Genomic DNA, 12,709 nt, shown 5'->3' on the forward strand with positions numbered 1-12,709 from the left:
GGGGCCGGCTGAGCCGGGGCCGGGGCGCGGGCTCACAGGAGGGTGAGCTGCGTGGGCGTGTCAGTGGCGGCCGGGGTGCGCTGGGGCGGGACGCGGCGGTGGGCGGCGGCGTGGGACGGGCCGATGCCGTACTCGGTGGCCAGCTCGTGGACCTGGCGGGTGATCCGCCGTTGGTACCACTTGGGGGCGTACGCGCCGCCCGCGTACAGCTGCTCGTACCGCCGCACCAGGTGCGGGTGGTGCTCGCCCAGCCAGGCCATGAACCACTCGCGGGCGCCCGGCCGGAGGTGCAGCACCAGCGGCGTCACGGAGGACGCGCCGGCCGCCGCGACGGCCCGTACGGTGGCGCGCAGCTGGTCGGGATGGTCGCCCAGGAAGGGGATGACCGGGGCCATCAGGACGCCGCATCCGATGCCGTGCCCGGTCAGGGTGCGCACCGTGTCCAGGCGGCGCTCCGGGGACGGCGTGCCGGGCTCGACCGTGCGCCACAGCTCGCGGTCCAGGAAGCCGACCGACATCGAGATGCCGACATCGGTGACCTCGGCGGCCGAGCGCAGCAGGTCCAGGTCGCGGAGGATCAGCGTGCCCTTGGTGAGGATGGAGAAGGGGTTCGCGTGCTCCCGGAGGGTCTCGATGATGCCGGGCATCAGTTGATACCGGCCCTCCGCCCGCTGGTAGCAGTCGACGTTCGTGCCCATGGCGATGTGGTCGCCGCGCCAGCGTCTGCCGGACAGCTCGCGTCTCAGCAGGTCGGGCGCGTTGACCTTCACCACGATCTGGCTGTCGAAGCCGAGGCCGGTGTCCAGGTCGAGGTAGCTGTGCGTACGCCTGGCGAAGCAGTACACGCAGGCGTGAGTGCACCCTCTGTACGGGTTTACCGTCCATTCGAACGGCATACGGGAGGCGCCCGGCACGCGGTTCACGATCGAACGGGCGCGTACCTCATGGAAGGTCACCCCGCGGAACTCCGGGGTGTCGATGGTCCGGCTGACCACGTCCGTACCGAAGAGCGCGGCCGTGCGCGGCGGGCCCGACGGGTCCGCCGTGTGCTCGCTCAGATTCTCCCAGCGCATCGCGCCTCCTCTTGGGTGGTGCCGGCCCCCGCTCGAGATAATAGAACAAGCGTTCCCTTTATTGCTGTCAACCCGGATTTGGGCGCGCCGCGCCGGAGTGGTTGGCTTGCCCCGCACAGCGCACGAGCAGCGAGCGAGCACCGGAGGGCAGCACACATGGGCCAGGTCGAAGCCACCACGCAGCGGGAGATCGCGGCGAAGCCGGAGGACGTCTTCGACGCGCTCGCGGACTACTCCGGCACCCGCCCGAAGCTGCTGCCCGAGCACTTCAGCGAGTACGAGGTCCGCGAGGGCGGCGACGGCAAGGGCACCCTGGTGCACTGGAAGCTCCAGGCGACCAGCAAGCGCGTCCGCGACTGCCTGCTGGAGGTCGACGAGCCGGCCGACGGGCAGCTCGTCGAGAAGGACCGCAACTCCTCGATGGTGACCACCTGGACCGTCACCCCCGCGGGCGAGAACCGCGCCCGGGTCACCGTCACCACCACCTGGCAGGGCGCGGGCGGCGTCGGCGGCTTCTTCGAGCGGACCTTCGCGCCCAAGGGCCTCGGCCGGATCTACGACGCGATCCTCGCCAACCTCGCGGCGCACGTGGAGAAGTGACGCTCCCAAAGGCTCTGGAGGGCTCACCGGATCGGGTGGTTTTCCGTCGTGCCCGCATGACGTGGGACGCCCGTGGTCCGGGAGCTAAAGCCCTGATGAGGGCCTGATACGGCGCTCCCGTAAGGCCGTTGAAGGCGGTCCCGCCCCGAACGCTCCGATTCCTCACGCTTGATCGCAGTTGTCGCCCGATGCGAGAACAGGGCGCGGCACAGGCGTGACGAGGGGAGCAGCACGTGGGCGGGACCATCCTGGCGGAGCCGGACGAGAGGTCGGGTCCGCCGGCGTCCGGAGCGGTGACGGCCGTACCGGACACCGGCGGCCCTCCGGAGCCCGGTCACGCGCCTGAGCGGCCCGGACCCCGCCGCTTCCGCCCGGTACTGCTCCTCGGCCTGCTCCCCGCGCTGCTGCTCGCGGCGCTCGGCCAGACGATCGTCGCCGCCCCGCTCCCGGAGATCGCGGGCGCACTGCGCGCGCCGGACCGGATGTCCTGGGCGGTGACGTCGTACCTCCTCGCCGCGGCCGTCGGCCTGCCGCTCCTCGGCAGGCTGGGCGACCACCTGGGCCGCAAGCCGGCCCTCCTCCTCGCGCTCCTGGTCTTCATCGCCGGCGCTGCGTCGGCCGGCCAGGCGCGCACGATGGGCGAACTGACCGCCTTCCGCGCGGTCCAGGGCTTCGGCGCCGGTGGCGTCATGGCCGGCGTACAGGCCGCCCTCGCCGCACTCGTGCCACCGCGCGCACGCGGTCGCGCCCTCGGGCTGGCCGCTGCCGTCTTCGGGCTCGCCGCCGTCGCGGGCCCGGTGCTCGGCGGCCTCCTCGCCGACCACGCCTCCTGGCGCTGGTGCTTCACCCTCAACGTCCCTGTAGGGGCAGCCGTCTTCCTCGTCCTCGCCGTCGCGCTGAGGCTGCCCCGGGCGGCCCGCCGCCCGCGGCCGGACATCCTCGGCGTCCTGCTGCTCGCCGTCCTCGCCGCCTGCCTTGCCCTGCTGGTCAGTTGGGGCGGTACGTCGTACGCCTGGGACTCGCGCGTCGTCCTCGGGCTCGGCTGCGGCGCGCTCGGCAGCGCCCTGCTCTTCGTGGCCGTCGAACACTTCGCCGCCGAACCGATCCTGCCGCTCGGCCTCCTCCGCGACCCGGTCTTCCGCGTCACCGGCCCGGTCGGCGCCGTCCTCGGCATCGCCCTCCACGGGGCCGCAGGCCACATCCCGGCCTTCCCGCACGCGGCCGGCGGCGCCTCGGCCACCGGGGCGGGGCTGCTCATGCTGCCCATGACCTGCGCCGCCGTGCTCGCCGCCGCCGTCGCGGCCCGCCTCATCGGCCGTACCGGACACCACCGGGTCTTCGCCGTACTGGGCTGCGCGCTGGCCGCCGAGGGCATGTGGCTGCTGTCCCATCTGCGCGCCGACACCGGCCGCGCCACGTACGGCCTCTGGACGGGCATCCTCGGCCTCGGTCTCGGCTTCGTCCTGGCCGTCCTCGCGCACGCCGTACGGCGCTCCGCACGGCGTACCGGCCGCACCACCACCCCCGGCGCCTACGTCCGGCAGCTCGGCGGCAGCGCCGGCGTAGCCGTCCTGGTGGCCGTCCTGGCCGCCGTCCTGGCCGAGCGCGCGGCCCGCCCCCTCACCGTGCCGGGCCCGCTGCACGACGGCCCCGTCGCCGCGTACCTCCAGGCCGTGCCCGGCACCTTCCGTTACCTCGTGCCCGTGCTCCTCATCGGGCTCCTGCTCGCCTTCTTCCTCAAGGAGAACCCCCTGGTGACCCACGCTCCCCACTCCCCGCACGGCCCGCACAGCACACTCGGTGAGGGGAGCGCGGAGGCCGTCGCGACCGTCCCCGCCGCCCGCACCGCGCCCGCCGCGGCGCCGTACACCCCGGCCGGCGTCCCGGTCTGCGGCACCGTGCAGCACCACGACGGCTCCGTCGTCCCGCGCGCCGCGCTCACCCTCATCGACGTCTCCGGCCGGCAGATCGGACGCGGCGCGACCGGCGAGGACGGTCGGTACGCGCTGAGCACCCCGGGCACCGGCGCCTACGTACTGATCGCGTCGGCCGGCGGCCACCAGCCGCAGGCCGTCAGCGTCACGGTCGGGGACCGGCCCGTCGACCTGGACGTGGTGCTGGGCGGCGCGGGACGGCTCGCGGGCACGGTCACCACGGCCGACGGCACGCCCGTGCGCGACGCCATGGTGACGCTGACGGACGTGCGCGGCGAGGTCGTGGCGACGACGCGCAGCGGGCGCGAGGGCGGGTACGTGATCGGCGAGCTGGTGGCGGGGGAGTACACGCTCGCCTCCAGCGCCCCCGCGTTCCGGCCCGCCGCGCTCCCGGTGACCGTCCAGGCGTCCCGCGAGACCCGGCAGGATGTCGAGCTGGCAGGCGGCGCCGTGCTGCGCGGTACCGTACGGGCCGGTGGCGGGCGGCCCGTTGAGGACGCCCGGGTCACGCTCCTGGACGCGGGCGGCAATGTCGTGGACACCGCGACCACGGGGCCTGACGGCCTGTTCCGGTTCGTGGACCTGGCGGCCGGCGAGTACACCGTCATCGCCGCGGGCTATCCGCCGGTCGCCACGGTCCTCCAGGTCGCGGGCGGCGGCCGCACGGAACGCGATCTCCAACTGGGGCACGAGGACTGACCCCTGGGCCGATGGGCGCTTCTGAGGGCGCGGCCGGGTGCGCTCACGGCCGCGCGTACTCCCGGAGTGCACGCGCATCCGCGGCGCGCACGAGGCGGAAATATGCACCCTCGTGCGTCCGCGGCCACCGCGCGGCGCTCCTTTCCGCTACGGTCCCGTGCCCATGGACGACCGTCGTCCATGGGGCCACAGGGAGGGCTGCGCAGTGCTGAGCGAGCACGTTCGTCCGGGAGTAATGCGAGGCAGCACGGCCTGTGCCCCGGGTGCCGCACTTCGTGGAATGCGCCCCGCCGGGCAGCGTGTGGCCGTACCGTGGTAGCGGGACGCAGATCATGCGTACGCGTACGAAGGAGCAACCGCCCATGGAGCGTGGCCCGTCGCACGGCGACGACATGGTGAGCGCGGCACCAGGGGTGCCCGCGCCGCGGGACCCCGAGCCCGGCCGGATCCCCCTGGCCGTCGTCGTGGTCGACGCCCGCGGTCTGGTGTCCCACTGGAGCCGGGGCGCACGCCGGCTCTTCGGCCCCTCGCGCGAGGAGGCGGTGGGCGCGCCCGCCGTGGACCTGATGCCCGTCTCGGGCGCGCTCGGTTCGGACGAATGGCACAGCGCGGACGGCGCCGAGGACCCGCACGGCCCCGACCTGGAGTCCGCGCTCGGCGGCGAGACGTCGTATCCACGCGCCGGACGGGCCCGTACGACGGACCCGGAGCGCGGCCGCGTCGACCTGCTGTGGTGGGCGTATCCCCTGGTCGGACCGGGGGACGAGCGGCTGCTCGTGCTGGCGGCCGACGCCGGTCAGCTGCACGGCGAGAGCGCGGAACAGGACGCGCGGGACCGCGAGCGATTCGCGCCAGGTTTCGCGCTGCACACGGACTTCCCCGGCTCCCACGACCTGGCCCGGCGGCTGCCCGAGATCCTGCCGAGCATGAGCCCGCAGGAGAGCGCCCGCATCGTCTCCCAGGTACTCGAACTGGGCTATCCCGTACTGGAGATCAGCCAGCAGGAGCGCTTTCCGGTCACGCCCGACTGGGGCGTGCCCCGGCGCGTCGAGCGGCGGGCGCGGCTGCTGCGCACCGCCGCCGAGGCCGCCGACCCGCAGACCGCCGCGGCGGCCGCCGCCGAGCTGGAGTCCGACCTCGAATACGCCGCGGTCCGCGAGCGCCTGGAGTTCCTGAACGAGGTCTCGGGCCGCATCGGTTCCTCCCTCGACCTGGCCCGCACGATCCAGGAGGTCAGCGAGGCGGTCGTACCGCGCTTCACCGACGTCGCCGGCACGTATCTGCGCGAGCAGGTCATCGCCGGCGAGGGCTTCCCCGACGGTCCGCCGGACAGCACGACCATGTGGCACCGCGTCGCGGTGGAGCACAACGACGAGCCGGGCCGCTGGGACGACGTGGTGCCGGTCGGCGAGTCCATGCCGTTCCCCGCCCACACGCCGTTCTTCCAGTGCATGACCAGCGGCCAGCCCGTGCTGATCCCGCGGATCAGCGAGGAGATGGGCAACGCCATCGCGGCGCAGTTCGAGAAGCGCGACATCAGCCCGCTGATCAACCTGCGCTCCATGCTGGTCGTGCCCCTGAAGGCGCGGAACGTCGTACTGGGCTTCATGATCCTGCTGCGCCACCCGGAGCGTACGGAATTCAACGACATGGACCGGGTCACGGGCGCCGAACTGGCCGCCCGCGCGGGCCTCGTGCTCGACAACGCCCGCATGTACACGTACCAGGAGAACGTCGCGGAGACGCTGCAGGACAGCATGCTCCCGCACATCGAGCCCCGGATGGCGGGCTGCGACACCGCCACCCGCTATCTGCCCGGCACCCGCCTCGGCCGGGTCGGCGGCGACTGGTTCGACACGATCAAGCTGCCCGGCTCCCGTACGGCGCTGGTGGTCGGCGACGTCATGGGGCACGGCCTCAACTCCGCCGCGATGATGGGCCAGTTGCGTACGGCCGTGCAGACGATGGCCGCCATCGACATGCAGCCGGCGCAGCTGCTGCGCAGCCTGGACGACCTCGCCCAGCGCCTCGGCGACAACTACCTCGCGACGTGTCTGTACGTCGTCTACGACCCGATCGAGTCCCGGCTGACCATCGCCAACGCCGGGCACATCCCACCGGTGATCGTGCGCGCCGCCGACGGCCGCAGCGAGCTGCTCGACCTGCCGACGGGCGCGCCGATCGGCGTCGGCGGCGTGCCGTTCGACGCGGTGACCGTGCCCGTCGCGCCCGGCGACCGGCTGGTGCTGTGCACGGACGGGCTGGTCGAGGTGCGGGGCGAGGACATCGGCGTCGGGCTCGCGGCGCTCGCGGAGTCCGCGGCGCACCCGGCCGCCTCCATGGACGAAGCCTGCGACACGATCATCCGCGCGCTCGCGACGACGTTGAACCAGGGCCGGGGCGGCCGCAAGGACGACGTGGCGCTGCTGATGGCCCGGCTGAACGGCATCGAGCGCGCGGACGTCGCGGAGTGGCGGCTGCCGATAGCGGCCGAGGAGGTCTCCCGGGCCCGGAGGCTGGTCCGCGGCCAACTGGCCGCCTGGGGCCTGGAGTCCGCGGCAGACACCGCCGAGCTGCTGGTCAGCGAGGTCGTGACCAATGCCGTACGGCACGCCCACACCCAGCACGTCGTGTTGCGCCTGGTGCGTACGGACGCGCTGCTGTGCGAGGTGTCGGACGACGACCACAGCCTGCCGCAGCTGCTGAGCGTGGGTGACGAGGACGAATTCGGGCGCGGGCTGCGGGTGGTGAGCCGGCTGGCCCATGAGTGGGGTACGAGCCGGACGTCCACGGGCAAGACGGTGTGGTTCGAACAGTCGCTGCCGCGCGTGCGACGCGCATCACGCTAGCGGGTGCGACGCGCATCACGTTCGAACATTGGGTGAAACAGCGGCTATCACTCCTGAAAGAACCGTTACCACTCTTGCGGCCTGCCGAGCGTCGGCAGTAGCAATTGGCCATGAGCGCATCGAGCCACGATCCGACGGCATGGGAAGGCTTCTGGCGCGATGCGCCGACGGGCGAGGGCGAGGTCTTCTGGGACACCGCACCGTCCCTGGCGGTCGCCCGCCATCTCCCGCTCTTCGCCGAGCACTTCGACCCGGCGCTGCCGGTGATCGATCTGGGCTGCGGGAATGGTACGCAGACCCGCTTCCTGGCCGGACAGTACCCACGCGCGATCGGTATTGACGTCTCGGCGTCCGCAATTGATCGGGCCCGTAGGGAGGACCCTGACCGGGTGGCCGAATTTCGCCAGGTGGACGCGGCGGACGCCGGGCAGATACGGGCGCTGCACGAGGACGTGGGCGAGGCGAACGTCTACATGCGCGGCGTCCTGCACCAGTGCGCCCCCGAGGACCGGCCGCGCATCGTCGAGAACATCGCCCGCCTCCTCGGCAAGCACGGCCGGCTCTTCCTCGTCGAGCTGTCCGAGGACGCCAAGGACGTCCTGATGGCCCTGGCACAGCGCCCCGAGGGGCCCCCGGCCAGGATCCGCGCGATCTTCTCCCACGGCATCGCGCCCGCCGAGATGCCCGACGGCGTCATCCCGGAGCTGCTGGCCGGCCAGGGCCTGGAGACGGCCGGCTCCGGCCGCCTCCCGCTGATCACCACCGAGATCCGTCCCGACGGCACCCCGGTCGAGGTCCCCACCAACTGGCTGGTGGCGAGACCGCGGGTGGCGTGAGAGGCCGCCTCCGCCGGGCGGCGGCACGCGCGTCTCCTCGGCCCGGGGTCTGTGCCCCGCGCACGACACGCACTACTTTTGGGCACAGCTTCCTACGGTGGATCGGTGGATCGGTGGGCCGGTGGCCGGTGAGCCGGTGGATCGGTGGTCCTACTGGAGACGACGAGGTTCGGGACGCCCATGTCATCAGTGCGCAGTGACCTCCGGCAGCGCAGAGCCGCGCTGGAGAGCGAATGGTCCCGCTGGGTTCCGGAGCTGCGCGCGGCCCGGCGGGCGCTGGACGGGAAGGCGCCGCTGCGCCCCGAGGTGACCGACTCCTGGGTCCGCTCGCTGCACACGGTGGACCCCGGCGTCGGCAGCGCCCCGGTCACCGACGGCGGCGAGGTACGCCCCCGCTGGGCCGACTCCCCGCTGCGCCGCCCGGTCAGCGATCTCGCGGACGAGCTGAACAGCATCGCGGACGACGCGGGCTTCGTCGCGGGCGTCACCGACGAGTCCGGCACGCTGCTGTGGACCTGCGGCGGCCGCGTCATGCGACGCCGCGCCGAGCAGGTCAACTTCGCGCCCGGCGGCCGCTGGGACGAGACCGCCATGGGCACCAACGCCCTCTCCCTCGCGCTGCGCACCGGCCGCCCCAGCGCCGTCTTCTCCGCCGAGCACCTGGTCGCCGCGCTGCACGGCTGGGCCTGTTACTGCGCCCCGATCCACGCCCCCGACGGCCGCATCCTCGGCGTCCTGGACCTCTCCACCACCTGGGACCGCTCGCATCCGCTGGCCATGTCGACCGTCCGCAGTCTGGTGTCCACGATCGAGACCCGGCTCCGGGCCGATCTCGGCGGGCGGCAGCGAAGCGGTACGGATGCGAACAGCGCGGCCGGCGTACGGCTGACCTGCCTCGGCGCCGAGGAGGCCGTGCGCGCCGGCGCCCGGCTGCGGCTGCGCCCCCGCCAGCTGGAGATCCTCACCCTGCTCGCGCTGGAACCCGCGGGCTACACCCCCGAACGGCTGCGGGACGCGCTGTACGGCGAACGCCCGGTGACCGCCTCCACCTTCAAAGCGGAGGTCTCCCACCTGCGCCGCGCCCTCGGCGGCGCGATCACCACCCGCACGTACACCCTGACCACCCCGCTCGCCTGTGACGCCGTCCAGGTACTGCGGGCACTGGAGGCGGGCGACACCGACGCCGCACTCGCCCGCTACCGGGGCCCGCTGCTGCCGCACTCCGAGGCGCCGGGCATCCTCGCCTGGCGCGAGCACCTGGAGGTCGCCGTCCGCGAGGCCGTCCTGACCAGCCCCGTACCGGAGCACGCCCTCACCTACGGCGCACGCGCCCCGCACGACGCCGAGATCCACCAGCACGCGCTGCGCGTCCTGCCCCCGCACGACCCCCGCCGCGCCCTCGCGGCAGGCCGCCTGAGCACAGCACTCCGCGACTGACGCCAACCTTTCGCCAACCTCACCGCGTGAGGGTGTGCCGCACCCGCATCCGTACTCCCCGAGGAGCGCCGACAATGGTGTACGCGCAGCCCGGTACAGAAGGCAGCATCGTCAGCTTCAAGCAGCGTTACGACAATTTCATCGGCGGCGACTGGGTCGCCCCGGTCAAGGGCCAGTACTTCGACAACCCCTCGCCGGTGGACGGCCGGACGTTCACCCAGGTCGCGCGGTCCACGGCGGCCGACGTCGACCTCGCGCTGGACGCCGCGCACGCGGCGGCCGCGAAGTGGAGCCGCACCTCGACCACGGAGCGGGCCAACATCCTCAACAAGATCGCCGACCGCATCGAGGAGCATCTCGAGAAGCTCGCGGTCGCCGAGACCTGGGAGAACGGCAAGCCGGTCCGCGAGACCCTGGCCGCCGACCTGCCGCTGGCCGTGGACCACTTCCGCTACTTCGCGGGCGCCGTGCGCGGCCAGGAAGGGTCGATCTCGGAGATCGACGCCGACACCGTCGCGTACCACTTCCACGAGCCGCTCGGCGTGGTCGGCCAGATCATCCCGTGGAACTTCCCGCTGCTGATGGCCACCTGGAAGCTCGCGCCCGCCCTCGCGGCCGGCAACTGCGTGGTCATCAAGCCCGCCGAGCAGACCCCCGCCAGCATCCTGGTCCTCATGGAGCTGATCGCCGACCTGCTGCCGCCGGGCGTGGTCAACGTCGTCAACGGCTTCGGCGTGGAAGCCGGCAAGCCGCTGGCGTCCAGCCCGCGGATCGCCAAGGTGGCGTTCACCGGCGAGACCACGACCGGGCGCCTGATCATGCAGTACGCCAGCGAGAACATCATCCCGGTCACGCTGGAGCTGGGCGGCAAGAGCCCGAACATCTTCCTGCCCGATGTGATGGCCGCCGACGACGACTTCCTGGACAAGGCCGTCGAGGGCTTCGTGATGTTCGCGCTGAATCAGGGCGAGGTCTGCACCTGTCCGTCCCGCGCCCTGATCCACGCCTCGATCTACGACGAGTTCATGGCCCGCTGCGTGGAGCGGACGAAGGCCATCACCAGCGGCAGCCCGCTCGACCCGGCGACCATGATCGGCGCGCAGGCCAGCAACGACCAGTTCGAGAAGATCCTCTCCTACATCGACATCGGCAAGAAGGAGGGCGCCGAGCTGGTCACCGGCGGCTCCTCGCGCACCGTGCCCGGCCACGAGGGCGGCTACTACATCGAGCCGACCATCTTCCGCGGCACCAACGACATGCGGATCTTCCAGGAGGAGATCTTCGGCCCGGTCGTCTCGGTCACCACGTACGACTCGGTCGACGAGGCCCTGAAGATCGCCAACGACACGCTGTACGGCCTGGGCGCCGGCGTCTGGTCCCGGGACGGCAACACCGCCTACCGCCTCGGCCGCGAGATCAAGGCGGGCCGGGTGTGGACCAACTGCTACCACGCGTACCCGGCGCACGCGGCGTTCGGCGGGTACAAGAATTCCGGCATCGGCCGCGAGAACCACAAGATGATGCTCGACCACTACCAGCAGACCAAGAATCTGCTGGTCAGCTACTCGGCGAAGAAGCTCGGGTTCTTCTGATGGGCGGCCTCACCCGACGCGTCGACCTGACGCCGGCCGCCGAGGATCTCGTGCGCCGGCTGACGGAGACCCACGGTCCGGTGATGTTCCACCAGTCCGGCGGCTGCTGCGACGGCAGCGCCCCGATGTGCTACCCGCGCGGTGAGTTCCGGGTCGGCGGCGCCGACGTCCTCCTCGGTCACGTCTTCGGCGACGACGTGCCCTTCTGGATGAGCGCCGACCAGTACACCTACTGGCGGCACACCCACCTCACCGTCGACGTGGTGCCGGGCAGGGGCAGCGGCTTCTCGCTGGAGGCCCCCGAGGGGGTCCGCTTCCTCATCCGCTCCCGGCTGCTCACCGACGAGGAGCTGGCGCACATCGACGCCGAGCCGCCGCTCCCCACGGGAGCCGACACGTCCGGCTGAGAGCCCGCCTTCGTACGCGGCCGCGCGCCTTCGGGCCGCGCGGCCGCGTACGTGGTGTGCGTACGTCACGCGGGCAGCGGACGTTCGTACACGACGTGCTTCATCACGAGCGTGGAGCTGAGCCGCTGCACGCCCGGGAGCGTCGCCAGCTTCTCGTCGTAGAGCCGCTGGAAGGCCGGCAGGTCGGCGCTGACGATGCGCAGCAGGTAGTCGGGGTCGCCGAAGAGGCGCTGCGCCTGCAGCACCTGGGGGATGTCCGCGACGGCCTCCTCGAAGGCGGAGACGGTACTGCGGTCCTCCTGGCGCATGGTCACGAAGACGAGCGCCTCGAACTTCAGCCCGACCGCCTCGGCGTCCACGACCGCGCGGTAGCCGTGGATCGCGCCGCTGCGCTCCAGCTCCCGCAGCCGGCGGTGGCACGGCGAGAGGCTGAGCCCCACCCGGCCCGCCAGCTCCGTGAGGGTCAGCCGCCCGTCCTCCTGCAGCTCGGAAAGGATCTTCCGGTCCATGTCGTCCATGGGGAGAATCCTTCCACAGGAAGCCCGCTGAGCAGCAATGTTTGGAAACACTTTCTGACACATCGCGACTATTCTTCTCAGGGAAAGCCGCACGACAGCAAAGAACTGAGAGAACCGCTCCATGGCCGCCAGCTCCATAGCCGCCTTCTGGGCCGTGTCCGCTCTCCTCGTCCTCGTACCGGGCGCGGACTGGGCGTACGCGATCACCGCCGGTCTCCGTGACCGGTCCGTCCTCCCGGCGGTCGGCGGCCTGCTGCTCGGCTATGTGGGACTCACCCTGGTGGTGGTCGCCGGCCTGGCAGCCGTGGTCGCGAGCAATCCGGCGGTACTCACCGCCCTGACGGTGCTCGGCGCCCTGTACCTGATGTGGCTCGGCGTCATGACACTGGTCCGGCCCGCGGCGCCCGCGTCGGCCGACGTCCCCGCCGACGCGGCCCCCGGAGCCAGGCTCCTCAAGGGCGCCGGCATCAGCGGACTCAACCCCAAGGCGCTGCTGCTCTTCGTGGCGCTGCTCCCGCAGTTCGCCGCCGCCCACGACAGCGGCAACGGCTGGCCGCTGGCGGCGCAGATCGCCGTACTGGGTCTGGTGCACATGGCCAACTGCGGAGCGGTCTACACGGGCGTCGGCGTGCTGGCCCGTACCGTCCTGCGCGCCCGGCCGGTCGTCGCCCGCGCTGTCACCCGCGTCTCGGGCGTCGCCATGCTCGCGATCGGCGCCCTGCTGCTGGTGGAGCGACTGACCGCCTGACCGCCTGAGCGAGGCG

Annotated in this window: 10 protein-coding genes; 8 read left to right on the plus strand and 2 right to left on the minus strand. The window is 72.4% G+C overall.

Annotation, left to right across the window (positions count from 1 at the left end; all coding sequences use genetic code 11):
• Positions 1 to 32: 32 nt before the first annotated feature.
• Positions 33 to 1,073 carry an Rv2578c family radical SAM protein gene (locus tag ABT381_RS21505; RefSeq protein ID WP_351596614.1) on the minus strand — a complete coding sequence of 347 codons (1,041 nt, stop codon included), beginning with the start codon at positions 1,071 to 1,073 and terminating at the stop codon, positions 33 to 35.
• 156 nt (positions 1,074 to 1,229) lie between these two features.
• Here ABT381_RS21505 and ABT381_RS21510 point away from each other — a divergent pair, with 156 nt between their 5' ends.
• The 7 genes from ABT381_RS21510 (at position 1,230) to ABT381_RS21540 (ending at position 11,427) form a co-directional block, all read left to right on the plus strand.
• Positions 1,230 to 1,673 carry an SRPBCC family protein gene (locus tag ABT381_RS21510; protein WP_351596617.1) on the plus strand — a complete coding sequence of 148 codons (444 nt, stop codon included), beginning with the start codon at positions 1,230 to 1,232 and terminating at the stop codon, positions 1,671 to 1,673.
• 233 nt (positions 1,674 to 1,906) lie between these two features.
• Positions 1,907 to 4,306, plus strand: coding sequence for an MFS transporter (locus ABT381_RS21515; RefSeq protein ID WP_351596620.1), 2,400 nt, complete (start codon positions 1,907 to 1,909; stop codon positions 4,304 to 4,306).
• A 362-nt stretch (positions 4,307 to 4,668) separates the two neighbouring features.
• A complete protein-coding gene (locus tag ABT381_RS21520) occupies positions 4,669 to 7,155 on the plus strand; it encodes an ATP-binding SpoIIE family protein phosphatase (RefSeq protein WP_467754595.1) in 2,487 nt (828 codons plus the stop codon).
• 110 nt (positions 7,156 to 7,265) lie between these two features.
• Entirely contained in the window at positions 7,266 to 7,991 is a 726-nt protein-coding gene (locus ABT381_RS21525; protein WP_351596623.1) for a class I SAM-dependent methyltransferase, read from the plus strand.
• Positions 7,992 to 8,171: 180 nt separating this feature from the next.
• Positions 8,172 to 9,428, plus strand: a complete 1,257-nt coding sequence (locus tag ABT381_RS21530; protein WP_351596626.1) for a GAF domain-containing protein — start codon at positions 8,172 to 8,174, stop codon at positions 9,426 to 9,428.
• A 74-nt stretch (positions 9,429 to 9,502) separates the two neighbouring features.
• Entirely contained in the window at positions 9,503 to 11,020 is a 1,518-nt protein-coding gene (gene adh / locus ABT381_RS21535) for an aldehyde dehydrogenase (RefSeq protein WP_351596629.1), read from the plus strand.
• The gene (locus tag ABT381_RS21540) at positions 11,020 to 11,427 is read left to right on the plus strand and encodes a DUF779 domain-containing protein (RefSeq protein WP_351596632.1); all 408 of its coding nucleotides are present in this window, start codon (positions 11,020 to 11,022) and stop codon (positions 11,425 to 11,427) included. Before adh ends, ABT381_RS21540 begins: the two co-directional genes overlap by 1 nt.
• A gap of 65 nt (positions 11,428 to 11,492) precedes the next feature.
• Here the strand turns inward: ABT381_RS21540 and ABT381_RS21545 are convergent, their stop codons facing one another.
• Positions 11,493 to 11,945, minus strand: a complete 453-nt coding sequence (locus ABT381_RS21545) for an Lrp/AsnC family transcriptional regulator (protein ID WP_351596635.1) — start codon at positions 11,943 to 11,945, stop codon at positions 11,493 to 11,495.
• A 121-nt stretch (positions 11,946 to 12,066) separates the two neighbouring features.
• Between ABT381_RS21545 and ABT381_RS21550 the strand changes: the two genes are divergently transcribed.
• Positions 12,067 to 12,693, plus strand: a complete 627-nt coding sequence (locus tag ABT381_RS21550; RefSeq protein WP_351596637.1) for a LysE family translocator — start codon at positions 12,067 to 12,069, stop codon at positions 12,691 to 12,693.
• Positions 12,694 to 12,709: the final 16 nt, after the last annotated feature.

The organism is Streptomyces sp. NPDC000151 (assembly GCF_040301705.1).
Lineage (GTDB): Bacteria > Actinomycetota > Actinomycetes > Streptomycetales > Streptomycetaceae > Streptomyces.

What these genes read in the sequence shown, in the direction of transcription:
- ABT381_RS21505 (WP_351596614.1), bottom strand. Translation starts at nt 1,073, where the DNA reads ATGCGCTGGGAGAATCTGAGCGAGCACACGGCGGACCCGTCGGGCCCG.
- ABT381_RS21510 (WP_351596617.1), top strand. Translation starts at nt 1,230, where the DNA reads ATGGGCCAGGTCGAAGCCACCACGCAGCGGGAGATCGCGGCGAAGCCG.
- ABT381_RS21520 (WP_467754595.1), top strand. Translation starts at nt 4,669, where the DNA reads ATGGAGCGTGGCCCGTCGCACGGCGACGACATGGTGAGCGCGGCACCA.
- ABT381_RS21525 (WP_351596623.1), top strand. Translation starts at nt 7,266, where the DNA reads ATGAGCGCATCGAGCCACGATCCGACGGCATGGGAAGGCTTCTGGCGC.
- ABT381_RS21530 (WP_351596626.1), top strand. Translation starts at nt 8,172, where the DNA reads ATGTCATCAGTGCGCAGTGACCTCCGGCAGCGCAGAGCCGCGCTGGAG.
- adh (WP_351596629.1), top strand. Translation starts at nt 9,503, where the DNA reads ATGGTGTACGCGCAGCCCGGTACAGAAGGCAGCATCGTCAGCTTCAAG.
- ABT381_RS21540 (WP_351596632.1), top strand. Translation starts at nt 11,020, where the DNA reads ATGGGCGGCCTCACCCGACGCGTCGACCTGACGCCGGCCGCCGAGGAT.
- ABT381_RS21545 (WP_351596635.1), bottom strand. Translation starts at nt 11,945, where the DNA reads ATGGACGACATGGACCGGAAGATCCTTTCCGAGCTGCAGGAGGACGGG.
- ABT381_RS21550 (WP_351596637.1), top strand. Translation starts at nt 12,067, where the DNA reads ATGGCCGCCAGCTCCATAGCCGCCTTCTGGGCCGTGTCCGCTCTCCTC.